The organism is Rhizobium rhizoryzae, assembly GCF_011046895.1.
Taxonomy (GTDB): domain Bacteria; phylum Pseudomonadota; class Alphaproteobacteria; order Rhizobiales; family Rhizobiaceae; genus Neorhizobium; species Neorhizobium rhizoryzae.
On record NZ_CP049250.1, the window covers coordinates 3,158,006 to 3,181,570 of the forward strand.

18 protein-coding genes are annotated in these 23,565 nt (G+C 59.0%); 9 read left to right on the forward strand and 9 right to left on the reverse strand.

Annotated elements, in window-relative coordinates; all coding sequences use genetic code 11:
• The first annotated feature begins 251 nt into the window (after positions 1-251).
• Together G6N80_RS21130 and amn are read left to right on the forward strand one after the other, a co-directional pair.
• Complete coding sequence (locus tag G6N80_RS21130; protein WP_376748601.1) at positions 252-584, forward strand: DUF2147 domain-containing protein; 333 nt, start codon at positions 252-254, stop codon at positions 582-584.
• A gap of 405 nt (positions 585-989) precedes the next feature.
• A complete protein-coding gene (gene amn, locus G6N80_RS21135; protein ID WP_062552787.1) occupies positions 990-2,486 on the forward strand; it encodes an AMP nucleosidase in 1,497 nt (498 codons plus the stop codon).
• 111 nt (positions 2,487-2,597) lie between these two features.
• Here amn and G6N80_RS21140 read toward each other — a convergent pair whose 3' ends face one another.
• A complete protein-coding gene (locus tag G6N80_RS21140; protein WP_165136560.1) occupies positions 2,598-3,563 on the reverse strand; it encodes a lysylphosphatidylglycerol synthase transmembrane domain-containing protein in 966 nt (321 codons plus the stop codon).
• A gap of 127 nt (positions 3,564-3,690) precedes the next feature.
• On the opposite strand from G6N80_RS21140, the gene G6N80_RS21145 reads away from it, so the two are divergent.
• Positions 3,691-4,710, forward strand: coding sequence for a glycosyltransferase family 2 protein (locus G6N80_RS21145; protein ID WP_165136563.1), 1,020 nt, complete (start codon positions 3,691-3,693; stop codon positions 4,708-4,710).
• On the forward strand, positions 4,691-6,208 hold the full coding sequence (locus G6N80_RS21150) for an ArnT family glycosyltransferase (RefSeq protein WP_165136566.1): 1,518 nt from the start codon (positions 4,691-4,693) through the stop codon (positions 6,206-6,208). The genes G6N80_RS21145 and G6N80_RS21150 overlap by 20 nt, the downstream gene beginning before the upstream one ends.
• An 8-nt stretch (positions 6,209-6,216) precedes the next feature.
• On the opposite strand, the gene G6N80_RS21155 is transcribed toward G6N80_RS21150, so the two are convergent.
• Positions 6,217-7,554, reverse strand: a complete 1,338-nt coding sequence (locus G6N80_RS21155; protein WP_165136569.1) for an aspartate aminotransferase family protein — start codon at positions 7,552-7,554, stop codon at positions 6,217-6,219.
• Between the two features lie 169 nt (positions 7,555-7,723).
• Between G6N80_RS21155 and G6N80_RS21160 the strand changes: the two genes are divergently transcribed.
• Positions 7,724-9,082: a glutamine synthetase family protein gene (locus tag G6N80_RS21160; protein ID WP_246251446.1), complete on the forward strand. Its 1,359-nt coding sequence runs from the start codon at positions 7,724-7,726 to the stop codon at positions 9,080-9,082.
• On the opposite strand, the gene G6N80_RS21165 is transcribed toward G6N80_RS21160, so the two are convergent.
• A complete protein-coding gene (locus G6N80_RS21165) occupies positions 9,079-10,035 on the reverse strand; it encodes a diacylglycerol/lipid kinase family protein (protein ID WP_165136572.1) in 957 nt (318 codons plus the stop codon). The two genes, G6N80_RS21160 and G6N80_RS21165, sit on opposite strands and share 4 nt — an antisense overlap.
• 219 nt (positions 10,036-10,254) lie before the next feature.
• On the opposite strand from G6N80_RS21165, the gene G6N80_RS21170 reads away from it, so the two are divergent.
• Complete coding sequence (locus G6N80_RS21170; RefSeq protein ID WP_165136575.1) at positions 10,255-11,484, forward strand: MFS transporter; 1,230 nt, start codon at positions 10,255-10,257, stop codon at positions 11,482-11,484.
• A gap of 60 nt (positions 11,485-11,544) precedes the next feature.
• Here the strand turns inward: G6N80_RS21170 and G6N80_RS21175 are convergent, their stop codons facing one another.
• The 6 genes from G6N80_RS21175 to G6N80_RS21200 form a co-directional block, all read right to left on the reverse strand.
• Positions 11,545-12,168 (reverse strand): L,D-transpeptidase, encoded by a 624-nt coding sequence (locus G6N80_RS21175; RefSeq protein ID WP_165136578.1) that lies wholly within the window; start codon positions 12,166-12,168, stop codon positions 11,545-11,547.
• A 78-nt stretch (positions 12,169-12,246) separates the two neighbouring features.
• On the reverse strand, positions 12,247-13,317 hold the full coding sequence (locus G6N80_RS21180; protein ID WP_062552795.1) for a ligand-gated ion channel: 1,071 nt from the start codon (positions 13,315-13,317) through the stop codon (positions 12,247-12,249).
• Positions 13,318-13,320: 3 nt separating this feature from the next.
• Positions 13,321-14,427 carry a cache domain-containing protein gene (locus G6N80_RS21185; protein ID WP_165136582.1) on the reverse strand — a complete coding sequence of 369 codons (1,107 nt, stop codon included), beginning with the start codon at positions 14,425-14,427 and terminating at the stop codon, positions 13,321-13,323.
• 153 nt (positions 14,428-14,580) lie between these two features.
• Entirely contained in the window at positions 14,581-15,354 is a 774-nt protein-coding gene (locus G6N80_RS21190; protein ID WP_062552797.1) for a pentapeptide repeat-containing protein, read from the reverse strand.
• A gap of 147 nt (positions 15,355-15,501) precedes the next feature.
• Positions 15,502-17,160 (reverse strand): electron transfer flavoprotein-ubiquinone oxidoreductase, encoded by a 1,659-nt coding sequence (locus G6N80_RS21195; protein WP_062552798.1) that lies wholly within the window; start codon positions 17,158-17,160, stop codon positions 15,502-15,504.
• A gap of 162 nt (positions 17,161-17,322) precedes the next feature.
• Positions 17,323-17,880 carry a GXWXG domain-containing protein gene (locus G6N80_RS21200; RefSeq protein WP_062552799.1) on the reverse strand — a complete coding sequence of 186 codons (558 nt, stop codon included), beginning with the start codon at positions 17,878-17,880 and terminating at the stop codon, positions 17,323-17,325.
• A gap of 140 nt (positions 17,881-18,020) precedes the next feature.
• Between G6N80_RS21200 and G6N80_RS21205 the strand changes: the two genes are divergently transcribed.
• From G6N80_RS21205 to G6N80_RS21215, 3 genes are all read left to right on the forward strand, one after another.
• Positions 18,021-18,809, forward strand: a complete 789-nt coding sequence (locus G6N80_RS21205) for an SDR family oxidoreductase (RefSeq protein WP_062552800.1) — start codon at positions 18,021-18,023, stop codon at positions 18,807-18,809.
• Positions 18,810-18,990: 181 nt separating this feature from the next.
• Positions 18,991-20,343 carry an efflux RND transporter periplasmic adaptor subunit gene (locus G6N80_RS21210; protein WP_165136585.1) on the forward strand — a complete coding sequence of 451 codons (1,353 nt, stop codon included), beginning with the start codon at positions 18,991-18,993 and terminating at the stop codon, positions 20,341-20,343.
• Positions 20,340-23,468 carry an efflux RND transporter permease subunit gene (locus G6N80_RS21215; protein ID WP_165136588.1) on the forward strand — a complete coding sequence of 1,043 codons (3,129 nt, stop codon included), beginning with the start codon at positions 20,340-20,342 and terminating at the stop codon, positions 23,466-23,468. Before G6N80_RS21210 ends, G6N80_RS21215 begins: the two co-directional genes overlap by 4 nt.
• The last annotated feature ends 97 nt before the right edge of the window (positions 23,469-23,565 follow it).

A 23,565-nucleotide genomic window follows, 5' to 3' on the forward strand; every position in this document is an offset into this window, starting at 1 on the left:
ATCACATCCCTTGTGGACCAGTCGATTCCGCGTTTTGTTAGGTTTACGGCAACCATGGCGTTTTCACCCTTTCTTGACCATGATTTCGCATGCAAACTCTGATGCCAGGACCGGGCCTGACGAAATGGCACCTATTTACCTTTACGTGTGCGTAAGCTAATCTCAGCACATCAGCCCGAGAACGCGGAGGAGGAACTGCGTTCGGGGAAGACGGATTTCACTTTGGCGGAGGAGCGTCACATATGATTCGCATGACTGGACTGATCGCAGGAGCAATGCTGGCGTTCTCAGGCATTGCCTGGGCCGCGGAACCGATCGAAGGCAACTGGAAGACTGCCAGTGGCGAGACGGCAGCCATCAGCAAGTGTGGTTCTGCCTTCTGTGTAACGCTGAAGACCGGCAAACATGCGGGCAAGCAGATCGGCAAGATGAGCGGCACCGGCGGCAATTACAGCGGTGAGATCACCGATCCCGAAGCCGATAAGACCTATAGCGGATCGGGCGCAGTCAGCGGAAACTCTCTGAAGATGAAGGGCTGCGTCATGTCGGTGTTCTGCAAATCGCAGACCTGGACGCGCCTCTAAACTCGCTCCCACACGATTCGTCCAGAAGGTCCGCCGGTCACTCCGGCGGATTTTTTTGTTCGCTCGCGTCTCGTTAAGACTCTTGAATTGCGGATGAACGGTTGCCTCAGTGCAGGTTCAGGCAAGTCTTGTCATCTTTGATACAGGGATAAGGCATAAGGGGTGGACGGACATGACAAGACTGGCGCGCAGAATGACAATCATAACGCTGACGATGATGGTATTTGCAATTTCAATGTCGGCACTTGTGAACCAGACACGGAAAGCGAATGCCCTATCGGATGCCTCTGCGTTTTCCTGCCGGACCACAGGCGGGCAATGCGGCGCCCTCCTCTGAGTTCAAAACTCGGCAATCTGCTTCCCGGCCGTAATTGGCTTGTCAACAAGTCCACACTATAATGGCTCATGACAAAACGAATCTTTTCCCAATCTGCCCCCACCTTCATCAATCCACCGGCTTATGAGCCTAGGGTCTTCAGTGATCCCGCCGCTGCGGTGGACGCGCTGACCGAGCTTTACGAGCGCAATACCGGGTTCCTGATCGAGGCATTCGGAAATCTGGCGAAGGGCCAGCCGATCGAAGGTCGCTATCGGGCGTGCTATCCGCAGGTGAGCATAGAAACCACCAGCTTCGGGCATATCGATTCGCGCCTGTCCTACGGCCATGTCACGGCGCCCGGCCATTACACGACCACCGTCACACGGCCGAAACTGTTCCGCCATTATCTGAAGGAACAGCTGGGTCTTCTGATGCGCAATCACAACGTACCGATCACGGTGTCCGAATCGCAGACGCCGATTCCGTTGCATTTTGCCTTCGGAGAAGGCGCGCATATCGAGGCATCCGCGTCTGCGACGGTATCGGACATGCCGCTCCGCGATATCTTCGATACGCCGGATCTCAACAACACGGACGATCTGATCGCGAATGGTGAATATGATCAGGTTCCGGGTGAGCCCGCGCCGCTTGCGCCGTTTACGGCACAGCGCATCGATTACTCGCTGGCCCGCCTCAGCCACTACACGGCCACGAGCGCGGATCATTTCCAGAACTTCGTACTCTTCACCAACTACCAGTTCTACATCGACGAGTTTGCGGCCTGGGCTCGCGAATTGATGGCGAATGGCGGCGAAGGCTATACAGCCTTCGTCGAGCCCGGCAACATCATCACCCCTGCCGGAAGCCGCACCAACGAAGCGCCTGTACGCCTTCCCCAGATGCCTGCCTACCATCTCAAGAAGAAGGGTCATGCCGGAATTACGCTGGTGAATATCGGTGTCGGCCCGTCGAATGCGAAGACGATCACCGACCATATCGCCGTGCTGCGCCCGCATGCCTGGCTGATGGTTGGTCATTGTGCCGGGCTTCGCAACAGCCAACGGCTGGGCGACTACGTTCTTGCACATGCTTACATGCGCGAAGACCATGTTCTGGACGACGACCTGCCGGTCTGGGTGCCGATCCCGGCGCTCGCTGAAGTTCAACAAGCGCTGGAAGATGCGGTCGAGGAAATCACGGGCCTCGAGGGGTTTGAGCTGAAGCGCATCATGCGAACGGGCACGGTTGCCACCATCGACAACCGTAACTGGGAACTTCGCGACCAGGCAGGACCGGTCAAGCGATTGTCGCAGGCGCGCGCGATTGCGCTGGACATGGAATCGGCCACCATTGCGGCCAACGGTTTCCGCTTCCGCGTTCCCTATGGCACCCTGCTGTGTGTTTCCGACAAGCCTTTGCATGGCGAGTTGAAGCTGCCGGGAATGGCGACCGAATTTTACAGGACGCAGGTTCGCCAGCACCTCAAGATCGGCATCCGTGCCGTACAGAAACTTGCCGCCATGCCGACAGAAACGCTGCATTCGCGCAAGCTGCGCAGCTTCTACGAGACGGCGTTCCAGTAACCCGAGAGATTCGAGCGTCGGGCGACCAATCGGAAACGGCCCGCCGCTCTAAATTCTTTGTTGACGCATCGGTTGAGCGAAAAACCGGATTCCACTTTTTCGCCCGATGCTTTAGCGGGGTGTTTTCGACCGCCCCGCAACCAGCATCGACAGCCCGGCGCCAATGACGGAGCTGAGAATGATCAGCAGGTGCGCGTTGATGGCGGCCTGCCCCAGCTCAGCCAATGCGCTTTCCGAACGTTCGGCACCGAAAGCCAAGGCTCCGGCTGTTATTCCTGCCGGATAGGTTCCGATGCCGCCCGGCGCATGCAAGGGAAGCACTGAGGAGAGCTCTCCCCCAAGCGCGCCACCGAAGCCTGCGGCAAGGCCGATGTTTGCGAGCAGAACCAGAACCCAGGCCATGACCGCAATTTTCACGAACCAGTTGACGAGGGTTACACCCCAAGCGCGAATGAATGATGATGTGTTGGCCGGAAGTCCTTGTTCGAGTTCCGCCATCATGTGCTGAAGCTTGGGGTGAGAGATCTTGCGCGCCTGCCTCAGCAGACCCTCTTTGAGCGCGAAGGCAATCGCGGGACTGAACGCGAACAGTGCCCAAAGAAGCCAGAGCCAGAGATTGCGGTGTTCCAAAGCCAGACCGAACCCCGCTGCCGCAAAGAGCGCATGCAGATCGAAAAGCCGCATGACCAGCAGTGCAGCGCTGGCCCGTGTGATGGAGACGCCAAACTCCTGCTTCATCAGCAAGGGAAAGCTCAGTTCACCGCTGCGAAAAGGAAGCATGACGTTCAGGAGATTATGGACCTGCACCACACGAAACAGACGGCGAAAGCTGCCTTTCGTTTCTCGCGGAAAATAATCGTAGATCCGCCAGGTGCGAAGCACATAGGTCATCAGCAAAAGCAGAAGCGCGGTGCTTGCAATGCCAAGACCGGCTGTTCTCCAGATCCCGACGATTTGCGCCCATCCCCATACCCACTGGATGAAGCCTACATAACACACCACCGCAACAAGTGTCACAAGTGTGGTCGCATGGCGGAGAATCCATGGCTTTTGGCTGGCAAGCCTTTCGTTCTTCATATAGAGGACGCGTCCATCAGCAATAGATCCACTTCGGCAATTCCCGGAGGAGATATCGCCACGCGATATCACCCGGCCGGGTCGATGGCCATCAAGGCAAGCCCCCGAGGTTTAGGAGAAAGACCAGGTGCGTACAACTGTGGAATTGATCGGCGCGGATACGGTGGGCACAGGCGGGCTTGAACTTTCGCTTGTCGTGCCTGTCTTCAACGAAGAGGAAAGCGTCGGCCCGCTGATTGCGCGCGTTCAGGAGGCAATGGCTGGATATGCCGGACGCTGGGAACTGATCCTCGTCGATGACGGCAGCACCGATGCCACACTGACCGCCGCCCGTTCCGCCATCGGGCGCGAGGGGCTGGAACTTCGCATCGTCGCCATGCAGCGAAATTTCGGCCAGACGGCTGCCATGCAGGCGGGAATCACCGAAGCGCGCGGACGGCTGATCGCAACGCTCGATGGCGATCTGCAGAACGACCCGAAAGACATTCCGGCCATGGTGGCGGAACTGGAGCGCCGTGAACTGGACCTTCTGGTCGGCTGGCGCAAGAACCGGCAGGACGGCCTTGTCCTGCGCAAGATCCCTTCCTGGATCGCCAATCGCCTGATCGGGCGCATTACCGGCGTTCGCCTGCACGACTACGGTTGCAGCCTGAAGATCTATCGCGGGTCGGTGATCAAGCAGGTCCGGCTAATGGGTGAAATGCACCGCTTCATCCCCGCCTGGGTCGCCAACGTGGTGCCGAGTTCCCGCATCGGAGAAATGCCCGTCACGCACCATGCACGGCAGCACGGCGTTTCCAAATACGGCATTTCGCGCACGTTCCGGGTTATCCTCGATCTTCTGTCGGTCCTGTTCTTCATGAAATTCAAGGCGCGGCCAGGCCACTTTTTCGGCTCGCTTGGCCTTGGCATCGGCGCGCTCTCGGCGCTCATCCTGTTTTACCTGTTCATCGACAAGTTCATTCTTGGCAATGACATTGGTACGCGGCCGCTCTTTCTCGTCGGAATCATGCTGTTCCTGTCCTCGGTTCAGATGATCACCACCGGTATTCTGGCGGAAATGCTGGCGCGCGTTTACTTCAAGGATGACAGCAGCCTGAGTTATGTGGTCAGGGAAATCTATAGCCGTGATCAGCAGAACCCGTAATCTTCTCGTCCGCCAACCGGGCGTCATTGTGTGGGCAGTCCTCGCCTACTTCATTCTCTGCGTCATCATGCGGGTTCTGCGTTCCGACAGCCTGCAGAATGACGAGGCGGAGCAGGCATTTCTGTCGCAAATGCTGCTGCTAGGCTATGGACGGCAACCGCCGCTGTATGACTGGCTGCAGATCGGCATGAACGCGCTGTTCGGCCTGTCGGTTGCGACGCTCTCGGCACTCAAGAACAGCCTGCTGTTTCTCTGTTGCATCTTCTACGGGCTTGCCGCGCGCCAGGTGATGGAAGACAGAAGACTGCCGCTCATTGCCATGCTCGGCTTATTGATGGTTCCCTCCATCAGCGTTCTGGCGCAGCGGGATCTGACGCATGCCATCGCAACGCTCTGCTTCGTTTCGCTGTTCCTGCTTGCCTTCCTGAAGACGCTCGACAGGCCAAGTCTCGGCTCGTACATCCTGCTCGGATTGACGGTCGGGCTTGGCTTTCTCACAAAATACAATTTCGTCATCATCCCGATTGCGGCCATCATCGCCGTCTTGCCGGAACCCGATTTTCGCAAGCGGTTGCTAGACTGGCGCATGATTCCGGCCATGCTGGTTGCGGCGGCCATTGCCTTGCCGCATCTGATCTGGGCGCTGATGAACCTGGATGTGGCGACTACCGGCACAGTAGAAGCCATGCGCGAGGGTGCGTCCGGAGATCTGGCGCGTGACAGTATCCGCGGCCTCATCTCCATCCTGCTATCGACCCTGAAGGGCACCTTGCCGGTCATCGCGATCTTCGCCGTTATCTTCTACAGGGATCTGGGAGCGGTTTTGAGAGCCAGCGATCGCTGGAGCCGGGTCATCGGATGGATGATCGTGGTCTGTCTTGTGCTGGTTACGCTGATCGGCCTCGGGTTCGGCGCTTCCAGCATCCGTCAGAAATGGCTCTCCCCCTTCCAGATGCTGCTTCCTCTTTACCTTACCCTGAAGATTGCAGCGGCACGGATCGACACAAGGGAGAGCGTGGCCCGTATGGGCATTCCCGTCATGGCCATCGTGACGGTCAGCGTCTTGTATTTCGCAGCCGCCAATATCATCGCGCCCTATATCGGCCGCTACAGCAAGGAGCACACGCCTTACCAGCCCATGCTGGAACAGGTCGTTGGCGCACGCAATGAGCGGCCTGCCTACATTCTCACCGACGATCTGATGATGGCTGGCAATGCACGGCTGGAGTTCACCAGCGTTCCGGTGCTGATGCCGCAGCTTCAGCCTATCGCTTTTGCCGATGCCGTGCGGCGCGGTCCGGGCCTCATCGTCTGGCCACTGCGGGACGGCCGCGAAGGTTTCTCGGTCGACTTGGCCGACTTCCTGAAAGCGAATGATGTTTCGACCGCATCGCTGAAAATCACCTATGTCGACGTTCCGTACAACTTCGCGCAGGATGGCGATACCATGCGGTTCGGGTATGTCTGGCTGGAGCAGGTCGCCCTGCCCCAGCGCTGAGACAGCTTTCAATCGAGATGCTGCTCTCGCAAATGGTCGAGACCGTGGCGGATATATTGAACCAGCCCGTCCACCTCTTCGCGGCTGATGATCAGGGCGGGCGAAATCAGCATCCGGTCCGCTGTCGCGCGCATGATGAGCTGGTGGTCGTAGCAGAAGCCGCGCACCACGCGCCCGGCGCGATCGGGATCCTTGAACCGCTGGCGGGTGGACTTGTCCTTGGCCAGTTGAACCGCGCCCAGCAATCCGACCGATTCGACCTGCCCGACCACTTCATGATCCTCAAGGGTCTTGAGGGACTGTGCGAGGTAGGGGCCGATATCGTCGCGCACCCGTTCCACCAGTCCTTCTTCTTCCACGATACGAAGGTTTTCCAGCGCTGCCGTGGCGCAGACCGGATGGCCGGAATAGGTGTAGCCGTGGTTGATGTCGCCGGCCTCAGCCAGCACAGCGGCGACTTTTTCGCTGATCAACACGCCGCCGATCGGCAGGTAGCCGGATGAAAGCCCCTTCGCGATCGATGCCATATCGGGTTTGAAGCCGAAATGCTGATGGCCGAACCAGCTGCCAAGGCGTCCAAAACCGCAAACGACTTCATCCGCAATCAGCAGAATGTTGCGCGCCCGGCAAATACGCTCAATCTCTGGCCAATAGGTATCCGGCGGGATGATGACGCCGCCTGCGCCCTGAATGGGCTCGCCCACAAAGGCCGCCACATTCTCCTCGCCCAGTTCATCGATCTTGGCCTCAAGCTCGCGCGCCATCTTGAGCCCGAATTCCGCTGGCGTCAGATCACCACCGTCTGCGTACCAATAAGGCTGACCGATGTGGTGAATACCCTCGATCGGCAGATCGCCCTGCTCGTGCATATGCTTCATGCCGCCGAGCGATGCGCCGGCCACGGTAGACCCGTGATAGGCGTTGCGTCGTGCGATGACCTGCTTCTTGGAAGGTTGGCCCAGCACCTTCCAGTAGATCCGGGCCAGCCGGAACCAAGTGTCTGTTGCCTCGGACCCTGACGAGGTGAAGAAGACATGGCTCATCAGGCCTTGCGTATAGCTCGTGACCTTCTGGGCTAGAAGGGTCGCGGGCTGGGTCGATGTGCCGAAAAAGGTATTGTAATAAGGCAGCTCGTTCATCTGCCGCATGACGGCTTCGCCGATTTCCTTGCGCCCGTAGCCGATATTCACGCACCAGAGACCGGCGAAGGCATCCATGTAGGGATTGCCCTGCGAATCGAAGATCCAGATCCCCTCACCTCGCGCCATGATCTGCGTACCATGACGCGCCATGTCCTTCATGTCGCAAAAGGGATGGATGTGATGCGCCAGGTCGATTGCGCTCATGTTCTCGGAATTACGAACCGGGTCCAAAGACTTCCCCCGTCTGACTTGTTTACGATGTTGGCGATTGAACGGAGGCGGCCACGTTGTAAGCCCCTGTTCGATCCGCTACGAACATGGACCAACAGCAACAGGCTTGGCAAGCAAGGTCCATCCGGACTGACGGCCAGTGATGAATACAAAAAGCAGCGAGGCGCGGATGCCGGTCGAGACCCAGGAACCGAGAATCGAAATCTTGCTCGTCGGCATGAACGGCGATCTTCGCGGCAAGCAGATTCCTCTCAGCGCGCAGAACAAGGTGTGGGATGGCAAGGTGCGGCTGCCGACATCCACGCAATCGCTGGACATCTGGGGCGATGACAATGACGATATCACGGGCCTCTCACTGACGCTCGGCGATCCCGACGGCTGCTGCATTCCCGATCCCAGAAGTCTGGCACCCATGCCCTGGGCGCCGCAAGGATCGGCACAGGTTCTTTCCACAATGCATGAACTGACGGGCGAACCGAGCTTCATGGATCCGAGGGCGATCCTGTCCTCCATGCTTGCCCGGTTTGCAGAGCGGGGGCTGACACCGGTCGTTGCGACCGAGCTTGAATTCTACGTGATCGAGGACGATTGGCGAGAGAGCGGCAAACCGCGCCCGCCAAGATCTCTCACCTACCGGGGCGAACCGAACGGATTTCAGCTCTACGACATGAGCGCCGTGGACGCCCTGCAGGGCTATCTGGACACGTTGCGCGAATGGGCGGATCTGCAGGGCCTGCCAGCGGACGCCTCGACGGCAGAATTCGGCCCTGGCCAGTTCGAGATCAACCTCAACCATCGGCCGGATGCTCTGGCGGCGGCCGATGACTGCATCTATCTCAAGCGTCTTGCGCAGATGGCGGCACGCAAGCATGGCCTTCGCTCAACCTGCATGGCCAAACCCTATGGCGACCATGCTGGTTCCGGCCTGCATGTGCATGCCAGCGTCATAGATAGATCAGGGCGCAACGTGCTGGATGCGGCAGGTGGGGAACCGACTGCCTTGAAATCTGTCTGTGCCGGAATGCTGGAGACGATGCGGGAAGCGCAGCTCGTCTTTGCACCCTTTGCCAATTCCTACCGACGGTTCCAGCCCGGCTCCTTTGCTCCCGTGGATATCGATTGGGGTGTCGGCCATCGCGGGACGGCGATCCGCATTCCGGAAACCGATGGACCGGGCGCACGTATCGAGCATCGGGTGGCAGGCGCAGACGCCAACCCCTACCTGCTGCTGACGGCGATTCTCGGCGGCATTCTGAGAGGGCTCGATTCGACGCTGGATCCGGGTCCGGCAACCGAGGCGGGCCAGCAAGCCACGAGTGGCAGAAGACTGACCCATGACTTTCTCACCGCCGTCGAGGACTTCGCGCAGTCAGAGTATATTCGAGATACGTTCGGCGAAGGCTACCAGCGCCTCTATGCGGATACGAAACGCAAAGAGGCCATCGCCTATCTGCGCACGGTGTCCGATTTCGATTACCAGACCTATCTCGCGCGTATCTAGAGGGAAGGCTGCTGTTCAACCATGCCTTCCTGGTCCTGCACCTGAAGGGTGGGCTGCTGCGGCTGGCGAACCAGCACTTTAAGCTCCCCGGCGTGAATACGCAGTTTGACATCCCTCGCCATTGGCAGCAGCTCCCCATCGATGACGCAGCGCACATCGTGCCGCCGCTTGGGAAAATGCAGTTCCAGTTCGGTGGCTGTCATCGCGGTTACGGCCTCGTTCTCCTTCAGCTTGCCGCGCAGGATATCGATCGTCAGCTTGGCAACGCCCGCCGGCGTCAAGGCGTCTGCGATGTAGAAACCGAGGTGGCCGCCCGTGACACTGTCGGCGTAGAGAAGCGCATCCTCGCCGAACTCGTTGTTGGAGACCGAAATGGCGGAAACCTTGCGCAGACCGCGGCGGCCTTCGGCGTTAAATTCCACCTCGAAAACCGGTGGATTGAACATCACGCCCAAAGCGGCCCTGGCATTGGCTCGCATCTTTCCAAGCCGCGAGGCATAGCTCATCTGGTTGCGATATCGCACCATGCGGGCATGCAGACCCGCGGAAAACTGGTGCACGAAGCTGTGGCCATTGGCGCTGGCAATATCCACGTGCTCCACCTCGCCTCGCGCCAGAACATCGATCACCTGCCAGATATCGAGAGGCAGTTTGAGAGTGCGCGCGAAGAGGTTCATGGTGCCTGCAGGCACGATGCCCAGCACGAGACCGCTTTTCCAGGCAATGCCAGCCGCCGCGGAAATGGTTCCATCGCCACCACCGGCAATCAAACCGTCGACCCCGCTTTTCGCGACCTCTTCCATGGCGCTTACGACATCGTCTCCGGCTACGACCCGGCATTCGATGTCATGCCCTTGCTCTGCGAAGATGCGCGCGGCATGATCGCAATAGGCGTCCATGTCGGTCGTCTTGAAGGTACCGCCGTCACGGTTGAAGATCGCAATGAGTTTCATTGAAGCCCGCGTTCCATCTCAAATCCGCACCACAACGGCGCCAGAGTTAAATGGTTGCCTTTTATGAATGCGACAAGCCCGACCAGCACATTGCCGGACAATCCGATTGCGATTTGCCAATTTAAACCGTTTCGCAGTGCAATATGATATGCTAGCCTTATTAAGCGATGTCAAAAACATCGCCTTCAAAGTTTCTCCTCCCGCCAGACAGTGAATTTCATGACTGATACCCTTGCCGCAGACCGGGCTAACGATCCGTCAGTTCTGCGCGACCGAACCGCTCAATCCCTCTCTCCCATGACAATCGTGCTCATCGAGATCGCGCTGGCGGTCGGTGGGTTCGGTATCGGAACCGGCGAATTTGCCATCATGGGCCTGCTGCCGGATGTTGCCGCTACCTATGGCGTCAGCATTCCTCAGGCGGGCTATGTCATCACCGCCTATGCGCTGGGCGTGGTGATCGGCGCACCGATCATAGCTGCACTGACAGCTCGGGTTAGTCGCCGCAGCCTTCTGCTGATGCTGATGTCCATCTTTGCGATCGGCAATATTCTGAGCGCCGTTGCGCCGGATTTCACCACCTTTACCGCTCTCCGCTTCGTCACAGGCCTGCCCCACGGTGCCTATTTTGGTGTCGCGGCTCTTGTGGCCGCCTCCATGGCAGCCCCACACAGGCGTGCCCGCGCTGTCGGACGCGTGATGCTAGGCCTGACCATCGCAACGCTGATCGGCACGCCCATCGCTACCTTCCTCGGTCAGATGATGAGTTGGCGCGCCGCATTTCTGCTGGTCGGCGGCGTTGGCCTGCTGACGGTCGCACTCGTCTGGCTGTTCCAGCCGCAGGATCAGGTTCAGCCGGGCGCGAGCATTCGCCGGGAGTTGGGAGCGCTTCAGCGACCGCAGGTCTGGCTGACGCTCGGCGTGGCCGCAACCGGCTTTGGCGGCATGTTCTCCATCTTCAGCTACATCGCCTCAACGACGACCGAGACCGCCATGATGCCCGTCGCCATGGTGTCGTTCGTGCTTGCGCTCTTCGGCATCGGTATGAATGTCGGCAATGTCATCGGTTCCCGTCTGGCTGACATATCGCTCAAGGGGACGATCGGCGGCGTGATGCTGTTCAACGTCGTGGTTATGACGGTGTTCAGCCTGACGGCGGATGTGCCGTTCATGCTGTGCCTTTGCGTGTTTCTCATCGGCTGCGGATTTGCCGCCTGCCCCGCGGTTCAGACGCGCCTGATGGATGTTGCCGCCGACGCGCAAACGCTTGCTGCTGCGTCCAGTCATTCGGCTTTCAACATTGCCAATGCGCTTGGGGCGTGGCTCGGCGGCCTGACGATCGCCTGGGGCTATGGCTACGGCTCCACCGGCTATGTTGGCGCGGCACTCTCGCTGGTGGGCCTTGCGGTCTTTGCCGTGTCTGTCGCACTGGAGCGGAAGAAGGACTGATCGGAAGCAAAGGCGGCGACTGGTTTCCCTCCGCCGCCTTGTTGTTTCAACCTTTTGAAATCAGGCGCGGGCTTCCTGAATGACGACAACCTTGTCGCCCACCTTCACGCGGGAATAGAGATCCACGACATCGTGGTTCATCATGCGAATGCAGCCACTCGACATGGCATGACCGATCGACTCTGGCTGGTTGGTGCCGTGGATGCGGAAATGGGTATCGGCACCGCCCCGGTAGAGATACATTGCGCGTGCTCCGAGTGGATTATTGGGGCCACCCGGCATTCCACCGGCAAGCTTCTTGTAGCGGGCTTCTCTGCGCTGCATGTTGGCGGTCGGCGTCCAGGTCGGCCATTCGGCCTTGCGACCGACATAGGCATTTCCGGCCAGTGCAAGACCGGCACGGCCCACACCGACGCCGTAGCGCATGGCGCGTCCGTTATCCAGCACATAGTAAAGACGACGCGCAGGCGTATCCACCACGATCGTGCCCGGCTTGTGTTCCGTCGCATAGGCCACTTCGGTTCGACGCAGTTCCGGCCTGATCTTGTCGAGCGGCACTTCCTTCAGGGGATGCAATTCGTTCGGCCGGGCCGAGTAATCTGCCTGCTGGGTTCCGGAGGTAGAAGCGCATCCGGCAAGGAGAAGCGGAAGCCCGATCAGCAGTCCGCGGCGCGAGATCGACATGAATGTGTCCTTATTGCGGTCATCTTGAGATGAATCGCACGTTAAGGACATTATAGTTAATGAAGCACTAATTCAGGCTCAGGCAAGCGACCGCAGCGTAACGCAGATGCAGATGATGGTGAACATCAGCGGCATGACGTACCGGACCACCCGGCGAACTTCGCTGGACAGGAAGGGATAGGCCGTGCGTCCCGGAAAGCGCTCACTTTCCATGAAGAGATCGATCAGAAGCGCCAGGATCAGATAGAAATATCCGATCGAGATCATGAAGGCGATTGGCGATGTCACCGACATGCTGCCGGGGAAACTTGCCTCGAAGGTGAAGCTCAAAGCCGCCAGCGCCAGAAGTGCTGAATAGGTGACACCCGTTTTGTCGCCGATCAAACCCTTCGGCTGCCACAGGATGAACAGCGATACGGACAGGACGGCGATGAACGGAATGAAAATGCGCAGGAAATAGCGCGGCCATTTGCGATCGATGGCAACCTCTGCCGTCAGCTTCGCAAAGGGCCTTGCACTCCAACCATAAAACTGGGCCGTCGTGAAGGAGAGGTTCTTGGCGCTCCAGTCCGAGGCAGAAAGCTGGGGCGGCAATCCGGAGAGCTGCCGATCCTGAAAGTCCTGCACGAAGACCACATCATCAGCCGGATAGTACTGGGATACGAAGGCCAGCCTCACATGCTGCTGATCGAAGGGAAAGGCCGACAGGTCACGGGCAAAACGGAAGCTCCCCTCAAGCCTGCGCATCGACGTCACTTCCCCGTTGCTGCGGATCGACAGGGCTTCAAGCTGGAGCGTTTCATCTCCGCTGCGGTTCTCGATCTCGACAGCGGGGTTCCAGATCGTGGCGAGCTTCGCTGCGGCTTCCGCGCCGGTGAAATCCTGCCGATCACGACCGAACTGGATGGCATTGAACTGAAGCGCGGGATCTTTCCAGCGCTGCTGCACTTCGACGACCAGTTGCGCATCGCCCGTGGTCTCATCGATCTTGAGAATATCGAGCACACGGACAACCAGATGGATCTGCAGGGGACGCTGCACGCCTTGCGGAAGCGGCTGACGTTCAGCCCCCTCCTGCGCAGAGACAGCGAACGATCCGAGCAGGATGACGAGACACGCAACGAAAAGCCGAAGAAACATATTGTGCATGGTTCAAGGCTCCCCGGCCCGATCCTGCCTCGTGGACACAGCATCGGAGACGGCTTTTTGCAGATCGCGGAACTCCTTCAGTCCACTGGTCGCCTGCGATTTGGCGGCTTCTTCAGGCGACGCCTTCACCCGGACCGCCAGATCCTTCAGGGGTCTGATCACGGCTGCGCGCACCGTGCTCATGAAGATCGCGGTCACGATCAGGAGGCCGGCCAGAAATACTGACCCGATCGTGACCAGTGAACGGTTGTAATAGCTTTCCAGCGATCCAAAATCACTGACAGTCAGGATCGTTCCGATCATGTTACCGCTATAGTCGATCAGCGGGCGACCCTGAATGGTCAGATCCCGGTCCCCCAGTCGATGGAAGAAAAGAAGCTCGCTACGGGAGAGCTGGACCTTGCCAGCGCCGAGAATGCTTTCGAACAGACCCTTGTCGGTGGCGGCATCAAGAACAAGACCATTGGCGGACACGACGGCATTGCCCACGTCTTTCAGGTAGCGACGATCAAGCACGAGAGCAAAATCACTGCCGCTGGCAGCCTTGGCAAGATCGGCAAGCGCCTGCAGATCGACGCCGACCTCAACGGTTCCGATGAAGTTGCTTCCGCTCGTGTCGAAAACCGGGGATACCGCGCGAAGGCTCAAGCCCCGCACGCCAAGCTCCAGCCCCTTCTGCGTCTGCCGGTCGTGATTGGCAGCCACCACCATCGGACGGAAGGTGGAAAGATCCTGCCCGAAATTCTGCGGTTCCCAGACGCGCAGAAAGGACTTCATGGCTGCATCATGGAAATGCACCACGCTAACGCCCGCCAGGCGTGCCAGCCGCTCGAACATCGGCTTGGCATAGGCCTGAAGCTCGTTGCGAGAACCTGCCGCCAGATGGGTACGAATGGAAGGATCAGCGGCCAGAAGCTCGGAATGTGTTGCGGAAAGAATGGCGGCCTGATCCATCGTGGTCGAAAAAACCACCGAGGTCTGATCGATTTCACGTTGGCGGGCATCGGTGAGCAGTGCCTGCTGGTCGGCAATCATCAACCAACCGCCAAGAAGCAGCACAAGACCGACACAGAGAGCAGATACGAAGGCGAGAAAACGATCGAGCGACATGAACCCAAGCTTTGACCGGCGGAGACTGTCGCTGTTTCACTGGTAAAGTGTAATGGAGTCAATCAAGCGAACGCTTGCCCACAATAACGATCATCAATGCCGATTGATAATTGTCGCTATGACCAGAAGAACGCAGCCTGAACAGGTCGGAAATCAGTCTTCTTCGCAGGGCCATTCGACAGGAACGGTCAACCCTTGAGGAAGCTTGGTCTTGCTGTTTCCGCAAGACAAGGCAATCTGATCCTGCTTGAGACCCGTCGCCTGACTGAGGTCTACGCCCTCGAAACGCGTGAGAAACAGGAAGGCATTAGCGAAATCGACCGGCCCCTTCATGGAGGCGCTCTTGAACGACGCTCTCGCAAGGTTAGCCATGGCAAAATGCGTGTCTCCCAATTCCGCACCCTTGAACACTGCCCGTCCAAGTTCTGCCTTGGTGAAATCCGCTCCCACAAGCGTTGCATCCGTGAAATTGGCGCGCTGCATTTCAGCCATCGTGAATTTGGTCTGCGTCGCCACGACGCTTCCGAAGTCGCTGCGATAGCCTTCCACCTTCAGAAGCGAGGCACTGCTGAGATCTGCCTTGACGAAGGATGTGCGAATGATGGCTGCCTTGGTGAGATCGGCACCAACCAGCTTGCTGCGGCTGAAATCGGAATTGCTGAGATCCGCCTCCGCCATCTTCGCCTTTTCAAAATTGCTGTCCTTCAGCATCAGCATTCGCTTCTTGCAGTCAGCCCAGTTGACTTCCGGGCCTGCATCCGCGCGGCAGCGGCCGCCGCCAAATCCGTTATGCTTGTTGGGGAACAGCAATACCAAGCCACCCGCAATCACGATGATCGGGATGAAGATCTTCATCTTGCTTTGGCGGATACGGCTCCAGGCTCTAGACCAGAAGGACTTCGGTTTCCGCTTGACGGGTGCGTTCATGGTCTTGCCAGTGCACTTTCCAACACAATTGCGTCAGTCTTAGCGTGGTTACCCCTTAGCCGAAAGAGGAAAGCGATGCCTCTTGACCGCTTTCCCTGCTCATGGCTGTTCGCTCAACGAAATCGCTGACGTGCGGTTCCGCAGTCGCTACATGCTGGGATAGACTGGCCCCTCGCCGCCCTGCGGCGGCACCCAGTTGATGTTCTGGTTCGGGTCCTTGATATCGCAGGTCTTGCAGTGAACGCAGTTCTGCGCGTTGATCACGTAGACCTGTTCACCATCCTTCTCCACCCATTCATAGACGCCTGCAGGACAGTAGCGTGCGGACGGTCCGCCATACACGCCTAGCTCGGAACGCTTCTGCAGGTCCATGTCCTTCACCTTCAGATGAACCGGCTGGTCCTCTTCATGGTTGGTGTTGGACAGGAAGACCGATGACAGGCGATCGAACGTCAAAACGCCATCTGGCCGCGGGTATTCAATCTTCTTGTGCTGGGCTGCGGGCTCCAGCGATGCGGCGTCGGTCTTGCCATGTTTCATGGTGAAGGGTGACGTGCCGAAGATCTGGTTAATCCACATGTCGATGCCGCCGAGCGCGACGCCAAGTGCTGTGCCGAACTTCGACCAAAGCGGCTTCACGTTGCGCACCCGCTTCAGATCCTTGCCGATGGCGGTCGAACGCCATTCGTTCTCGATCTCGACAGGCTCGTCGTTGGCGCGGCCTGCAGCAATGGCTTCCGCAATCTTTTCCGCCGCCAGCATGCCGGAAAGAACGGCGTTGTGGCTGCCCTTGATGCGCGGAACGTTGACGAAACCGGCCGAGCAGCCGATCAGCGCACCGCCGGGGAAGGAAAGCTTCGGCACCGACTGGTAACCGCCTTCTGTGATCGCGCGGGCACCATAGGAAATGCGCTTGGCACCTTCGAAGGTGTCGCGAATGGCCGGATGCGTCTTGAACCGCTGAAACTCCTCGAACGGGAAAAGGTAGGGGTTCTTGTAGTTGAGGTGCACGACGAAGCCGACAGCCACGAGATTGTCATGCAGGTGATAGAGGAAGGAGCCGCCACCGGTCTTCATGTCGAGCGGCCAGCCAAAGGAGTGCTGAACCAGACCGGCCTTGTGGTGTTCCGGCTTGACCTCCCACAGCTCCTTGAAGCCGATGCCGTATTTCTGCGGCTCACGACCTTCATCGAGCTTGAACTTCGAAATCAGTTGCTTGGCGAGCGAGCCCCGCACGCCTTCGCCGATCAGCACATATTTGCCAAGAAGCGCCATGCCGCGGGTGAAGTTCGGGCCGGGTTCGCCATTCTTCTCGATGCCCATGTCACCGGTTGCGACGCCGATCACCGCGCCCTGCTCATTGTAGAGCACTTCAGTGGCGGCAAAACCCGGATAGATATCGATGCCAAGCGCCTCCGCCTTCTCGGCGAGCCAGCGACAGACGAGACCAAGGGATACGATGTAATTGCCGTGATTGTTCATCAGCGGCGGCATGAAGGCGTTCGGTAGCCGGACGGAGCCTGCCGGACCGAGGAAAAGGAACTGGTCGTCGGTCACCGGGGTCTTGAACGGATGGCTGGCATCGTCGCGCCAGTCCGGCAGAAGTCGATCAATGCCGATTGGATCGACGACAGCGCCGGAGAGAATATGTGCGCCGACTTCCGCGCCCTTTTCCAGCACGACGACCGAAAGTTCCGGGTTCAGCTGCTTCAACCGGATTGCCGCCGACAGGCCTGCGGGCCCTGCCCCGACGATGACCACGTCGAATTCCATGCTTTCGCGCTCAGGAAGCTCCATATCGCTCATTCTCTCACTCCGCTCGGCCGTTCCCATCTTTCCACTTCCTTGTCAAAACCTGCGCGCCTTGTCGAGCGAACATATGACATGGGGGTATGATCGTCCGGCCCCTCCTAGATCTGGGAGCGAAGATAAATAACGTTTACGTTCACGTCAATATTTGACGAAGACCTACGAAATGCGCGGCCGGATTTGCGGCACTGCGATCTCTTCCGCCCTTTCGAGCAGAAAGATGTAGTGGTCGCTCTGCCCTTCAACCACCATCAGACCCATGACGCGATCCGCATCAATCCGGCGGAAATGATCAATGATCGGCTGATCGTCATAGATCATGGCTGCACTTGATGCGGCACGGAATTCGGCGGATTTGACGGCAGCAACCGGCCCGCGCGCCCACATTCCCTTCATGGCATAGGCAAACAGGTTTCGGAACCACTGCCGACGCACCAAACCGCTAAACCGGAGCACCAGACGCAGCGGAAGATGCTTCGGGTCCAGCGGCACAAGCCTTCGGCTACCGACACTGAACAGAAGCGCATCTGCCCTGCGGTCGGCATGGAAGCGCTTTCCATACCAGCCAAGGCTTTCCAGCGCCCCGTCCAGCGGATGACCGGTCGGCAGGCTAGACCCCTTCCACAGACCGATGAGTTCGGACGGCGTGATCGGGTCCAGGGAATCGAAGAAGACCAGGGCTTCTTCCTGTGTTTCGAATTTCAGCGGGGATGACATAAATTGAATTATAGGTGCTCTGGTTCAGGGGGCAACTTTATCATCAACATTCGATGAAAAGATCATTCACAACCCTTCACCATCGGACCGTCCGGCGATAACGTCCGCGCCAGACTAAGCATGCAGCAAGGAAACTGATCATGGATTTCGGCATTACCGGCAAACGCGCACTGGTGTTGGCCTCATCACGAGGCCTTGGACTTGGCATCGCCACGGCGCTGGCTCAGGAGGGTGCAAATGTTCTCCTGTGTGGTCGCAGTGGAGAAAAGCTGGCGGAGAACTGCGCACGAATCAACGCTCTGGGCAAAGGCAAGGCCGATTGGGTCTGGTCCGATCTTGCCGAAGACGATGCGGTCACGGCACTGGTCAAGGCTGTTGAGGAGAAGTTCGGCGGCGTCGATATCCTGGTCAACAATACTGGCGGCCCGACACCTGGAACGACCGAAGACATGACACCGGAAAAGCTGGACAGCTTTTTCCAGACCATGGTCCTGCGCGTCATTACGCTGACGAATGCTGTGTTGCCCAACATGAAGGCGCAAGGCTGGGGTCGCATCCTGACCGTTGCCTCATCCGGCGTCATCGAGCCCATTCCAAATCTTGCGCTATCGAACACGCTGCGCGGGGCGCTCGTCGGCTGGAACAAGACGCTGGCAACGGAAGTGGCGGCGCACGGAATTACGGCGAACATGATCCTGCCGGGTCGTATTCATACGGACCGTATCGACGAATTGGATGGTGCCAACGCCAAGCGCCAGGGCAAGTCGCTGGAAGAGGTTCGTACTGCCTCGATCGCCTCGATCCCGGCAAAGCGTCTCGGAACCGTCGAGGAATTCGGCGCGGTTGGCGCCTTCCTGTGCTCAGGCCCAGCCGCCTATGTGACAGGCAGCACCATTCGCGTTGATGGCGGCGCTGCAAAGTCAATCTGATAGACGCGCACTTTCCCGCCAGCCTGACGGGAAAGTGCAACCCTCGCGCAGCGCAGAATAGAAACGCCTACATTACAGAAGTTTAAGGTGCTTTTGCGTAAGTTGTGGCGTTTCCTGACGATCAAAGCTTTGTCGACTTATGGCTGAGCACGCCCGTCATTATCCCTGCGCGGACAAACCCATGAAAAAAATTCTCTCGAGCGTTGCAATCCTTGCGATCCTGGCTGCGGGTGCAGTCTATTACAGGGATCAACTCCCCGAGCAGATCAGGCCACCGACCTGGCATCAACTGGCGCTGGCAGCCGGGCTGAAATCGGATACGCCTGAACCGGCAACGGCCGATGCCAGCCGCAAGCAAGGTGGCCAGAAGCCGGGTTCTGGCGAGACTGCCCAGGCAAATGGCGAAGGTCGTGGCCAGGGCCAAGGTCAGGGTCAGGGTCAGGGTCAGGGTCAGAACCGAAGAGGCGGCGGCCCCTCCGCCGTCAAGACGATTGCCGTGACTTCCGGCACCCTACCCATGGATGTGGTGGCGACGGGCTTTGCGGAAGCGGCCGATACCACCACGATTGCAGCACTCCAGTCCGGTCCCGTGGTCGAGATTTTGGCGAAGGATGGGCAGGAGGTCAAAAAAGGCGACGTCATTGCCAGACAGGACGATCGCACGGCACGGGCGCTGGTCGCAAAGGATCAGGCAAACCTTGCCAGCGATCAGGCGGCCCTGGCGCAGGCCGATGCCGCATTTGCCAGAACGCAGAACCTGCTGAAGCAGAATGTGCAATCAGAACAGAGTTACGAGCAGGCCAAGGCGACGCGTGATTCCGCCGCTGCCAAAGTGGAAGCCGACAAGGCGACCCTCTCTTCGGATCAGATCGCGCTGGGCAATCTCGAACTGAAGGCGCCTTACGACGGACGTCTGGGCAATATCGCCATCAGCCCCGGCGCCTATCTCAGCGCGGGTGCAAGCGTCGTGACCATCACCCGTTATGATCCGATCTATGTGAATTTCCGCATGGCCCAGCGCTATCTGCCGCAGCTTCATGCCGGATTGAAATCAGGTGTGAAGGTGGATGCAGACCAGTCAGCAACCGGCGGCGTTGCCGATCAGGGGGTGCTTTCCTTCTTCGACAACAATGTCGATCAGGCCTCCGGAACCGTTCTCGCCAAGGCAGAATTCAAGAACGACAGCGCGCTTCTGTGGCCCGGCGAAAGCCTGAACGTGACAGTGCACTTCGTGACCGACACCAAGAGCCTGATCGTGCCGACGGTGGCTGTGCGGCAGGGTGCCGATGGGCCGTTCGTCTATACGGTGGACGACAAGGCGAAGGTCCACGCGACGAAGATCGTACTTGCGCGCACGAATGGCGATCAGGCCGCGATTGCGTCCGGCCTCACCGAGGGTCAGCATATCGTCGTCGAGGGACAGGTGCAGCTGGCCGATGGCCAGACGATCGTCGAGCAGTTCTCTGGCAGCCAGACGGCGGCAAAGCCCGCCCGGACGGAACAGGCGGCGCTGATCGAGGGAGCCAAGCCATGATCCCGGCCTTTTGCATTCGCCGCCCGGTCGCCACGACATTGCTGGCCATCGGCGTGGTTCTCGCAGGTCTTGCCGGTTACAAGCAGCTGCCCGTCGCGGCCCTGCCGAAGGTGGATTTTCCCACCATCAACGTTTCCGCCTCCCTTTCCGGCGCCTCGCCCGAAAGCATGGCAACCTCGGTCGCGACACCGCTCATCAAGCAGTTCGAGACGATCCCCGGCATCAGCGAAATCAGCGCGTCGAACTCGCTCGGCAATACATCCATCGTCCTTCAGTTCGATCTGAACAGAAACATCGATGCGGCGGCGGCAGACGTGCAGGCGGCGATCTCCAACGCCACAAGGCAGCTGCCGTCCAACATGACGACGCCGCCCAGCTATCGCAAAACCAATCCGGCCGATGCGCCAATCCTGCTGATCACTATCAATTCCGATGAAATGCCACGCTCCAAGGTGGACGAGATCGCCCAGAACGTGATTTCGCCCATGCTGTCCACGCTGTCGGGCGTGGCGCAGGTCAGCGTCTATGGATCGCAAACCTATGCGGTGCGCGTCGAGCTTGATCCCTCCAAGCTTCAGGCACGAAATCTCGGTGTCGATACGGTTACCAGCGCCATAGCCAATGCCAACAACCAGACTCCGGTCGGGACGCTTCAGAGCCGCAGCCAGCAGCTCACCATCGATGCCAAGACGCAGCGCACGAATGCGGAGGAATTCCGCACCCTCGTCATCGCCAACAAAGGTGGTGCGCCCATCCATCTGGGCGACGTGGCAACGGTGCAGGACAGCGTGGAAAACCTGAAAGGCGGCAGCTGGTATGACGGCAAGCAGGCTATCATTCTCGCGGTGCAACGCCAGCCGGATGCCAATACCGTTGACGTCGTGAACGAGATCAAGGCGAAACTGCCCGCGCTCAAGGCGCAACTGCCGCCATCCGTGCATCTCAACGTCATGAACGATGCTTCGACCTCCATCAAAGATGCGATATCGGACGTTCAGTTCACGCTGTTTCTGACCATCGCGCTCGTCATTCTGGTCATCTACCTCTTTACCGGCCACCTGACCGCGACGCTCATTCCGGGCCTTGCGGTGCCCCTATCGCTGATTGCCACCTTCGGCGGCATGTATGTTCTGGGCTACAGTATCGACAATATTTCGCTGCTGGGCCTCACTCTGTCGGTCGGGCTGGTGGTGGATGATGCCATCGTCATGCTGGAGAATATTCTGCGTCTTTCGGAAGAAGGTATGTCCATGCGGGAGGCTGCGCTGAAGGGTGCGGCCGAGGTGAGCTATACCATCATCTCCATGTCCGTCTCGCTGGTGGCGGTGTTCATTCCCATTCTGCTGATGGGCGGCGTCGTGGGTCGGCTGTTCAACGAGTTCGGCATGGTGGTCACGATGGCCATCATGGCCTCGGCCATCGTCTCGCTGACGGTGACGCCTATGCTGGGTTCGCGCCTCTCCAATCATTCCGGCAAGCCGCCCTTCATCATCCGCTGGTTCAATGCCGGGTTCGACTGGACACTGCGCGGTTACGATCGGGCCGTTTCCTGGTGCCTGCGTCACCGCGGCCTCGTCCTGCTGCTCTTCATCGGCAGCGTTGCGGCCTCCGGCTATCTGTTCAAGACGCTTCCGTCCAGCTTCTTTCCGCAGGAAGACATAGGCAGACTTTCGGTCTCTACCCGCGCCCGAGAAGACATTTCCTATGAGGCGATGCGTGACCTGCAGCAGCAGGTGGCGGACATCATTGGCAAGAACCCGGCGGTGCTGCATGTCACCTCCATTGTTGGCGGCGGCGCGCGTAGCCCGCTGAACAACGGTACGATGTTCGTGGAGTTGAAGCCGAAGGAAGAACGCGGGGCACTGACGGAGACCATCAACCAGTTGCGTGGAGCGACGGCGAAAGTGGCGGGCCTGAAGACCTACATCACGCCACAGCAGAGCCTGCGCTTCGGCGGCCGCTCGACTGCGAGCCAGTATCAGCTGGTTGTTCAGGCGCTCGATACCGCCACGACCACGGAATGGTCTGGCAAGATGATGGCCGCGATGCGCCAGGACCGGATGTTCACCGATCTCGCGACCGATGCGCAGAACGGTGCGATTGCCGCCAATATCCAGATCGATACGGACAAGGCAGCTGCCTACGGCATCACCAATGACCAGCTTCGCAAGACGCTGGAAATGGCGTTCGGTGGCTATGCGGCGGCACAAATCCAGTCGACGGGCGACAGCTACGACGTGATTGTCGAGTTTGACCAGAGCCGTCCCTACGACGACGAGTTCCTGCGCAATATCAACGTCATGTCCCAGCAGACGGGAACGCTGGTTCCGCTTTCGAACTTCGCAACGGTGGAGCGCCGCGCTGCACCCGTCACGATCAACCAGACTGGTCAGCTCGTCTCCACCACGATCTCCTTCAACCTGCCTGAAGGCGTCGCGCTTTCGGAGGCAACGGCGCGGATCGACCAGATCAGATCCAGCATCAACATGCCAAGCGATGTCTTCACATCCTATGGCGGAACCGCGGCAATCTTCCAGCAAAGCCAGGGCAATACCGGCATGCTGATCCTTGCGGCGGTTCTCACCATCTATGTGGTGCTGGGCGTGCTCTATGAAAGCTTCATCCACCCGCTGACCATCCTGTCCGGTCTGCCAGCGGCTGCTTTCGGCGCGCTGATCGCACTGAAGGTGATGAACTTCGACCTGTCCGTGATCGCCCTCATCGGTCTTCTGATGCTGATCGGCATCGTGAAAAAGAACGCGATCATGATGATCGATGTTGCGGTCGAACTCATCCGCGACAAGGGCGAAACGACCGCGCGTGCCATACACGAGGCTTGCGTGCGCCGTTTCCGGCCCATCATGATGACGACGTTCTGCGCCCTTCTCGGTGCGCTGCCGATTGCGCTTGGTGAGGGCGCCAGTTCGGAATTGCGCCAGCCACTCGGCATCGCCGTTGTCGGCGGGCTCATCGTCTCGCAATTGCTGACCCTGTTCATCACGCCGGTCATCTTCGTCGAGATGGATCGCTTGGGCAAAGCCCTTGGGCGCCTATTCCGCCGCAAGGGGCATGACGATCCGGCCAACAGCACCTTCCAGCAGGAAAGCCGAGCTGCCGCCGAATAGGCAAATCACGCGTAGCATTTACAAAGAGGGGCGGGATTTTCTCGCCCCTTTTTGCTGACCCGTTTTTCGTGCCCCTTTTTTCTTGCCAAGCAGCCGA

Bases quoted from the DNA above. Each gene is read 5' to 3' on its own strand.
- G6N80_RS21130 (WP_376748601.1), top strand. From the start codon at position 252: ATGACTGGACTGATCGCAGGAGCAATGCTGGCGTTCTCAGGCATTGCC.
- amn (WP_062552787.1), top strand. From the start codon at position 990: ATGACAAAACGAATCTTTTCCCAATCTGCCCCCACCTTCATCAATCCA.
- G6N80_RS21140 (WP_165136560.1), bottom strand. From the start codon at position 3,563: ATGAAGAACGAAAGGCTTGCCAGCCAAAAGCCATGGATTCTCCGCCAT.
- G6N80_RS21155 (WP_165136569.1), bottom strand. From the start codon at position 7,554: ATGAGCGCAATCGACCTGGCGCATCACATCCATCCCTTTTGCGACATG.
- G6N80_RS21160 (WP_246251446.1), top strand. From the start codon at position 7,724: ATGAATACAAAAAGCAGCGAGGCGCGGATGCCGGTCGAGACCCAGGAA.
- G6N80_RS21165 (WP_165136572.1), bottom strand. From the start codon at position 10,035: ATGAAACTCATTGCGATCTTCAACCGTGACGGCGGTACCTTCAAGACG.
- G6N80_RS21170 (WP_165136575.1), top strand. From the start codon at position 10,255: ATGACTGATACCCTTGCCGCAGACCGGGCTAACGATCCGTCAGTTCTG.
- G6N80_RS21175 (WP_165136578.1), bottom strand. From the start codon at position 12,168: ATGTCGATCTCGCGCCGCGGACTGCTGATCGGGCTTCCGCTTCTCCTT.
- G6N80_RS21180 (WP_062552795.1), bottom strand. From the start codon at position 13,317: ATGCACAATATGTTTCTTCGGCTTTTCGTTGCGTGTCTCGTCATCCTG.
- G6N80_RS21185 (WP_165136582.1), bottom strand. From the start codon at position 14,427: ATGTCGCTCGATCGTTTTCTCGCCTTCGTATCTGCTCTCTGTGTCGGT.
- G6N80_RS21190 (WP_062552797.1), bottom strand. From the start codon at position 15,354: ATGAACGCACCCGTCAAGCGGAAACCGAAGTCCTTCTGGTCTAGAGCC.
- G6N80_RS21195 (WP_062552798.1), bottom strand. From the start codon at position 17,160: ATGAGCGATATGGAGCTTCCTGAGCGCGAAAGCATGGAATTCGACGTG.
- G6N80_RS21200 (WP_062552799.1), bottom strand. From the start codon at position 17,880: ATGTCATCCCCGCTGAAATTCGAAACACAGGAAGAAGCCCTGGTCTTC.
- G6N80_RS21205 (WP_062552800.1), top strand. From the start codon at position 18,021: ATGGATTTCGGCATTACCGGCAAACGCGCACTGGTGTTGGCCTCATCA.
- G6N80_RS21210 (WP_165136585.1), top strand. From the start codon at position 18,991: ATGAAAAAAATTCTCTCGAGCGTTGCAATCCTTGCGATCCTGGCTGCG.
- G6N80_RS21215 (WP_165136588.1), top strand. From the start codon at position 20,340: ATGATCCCGGCCTTTTGCATTCGCCGCCCGGTCGCCACGACATTGCTG.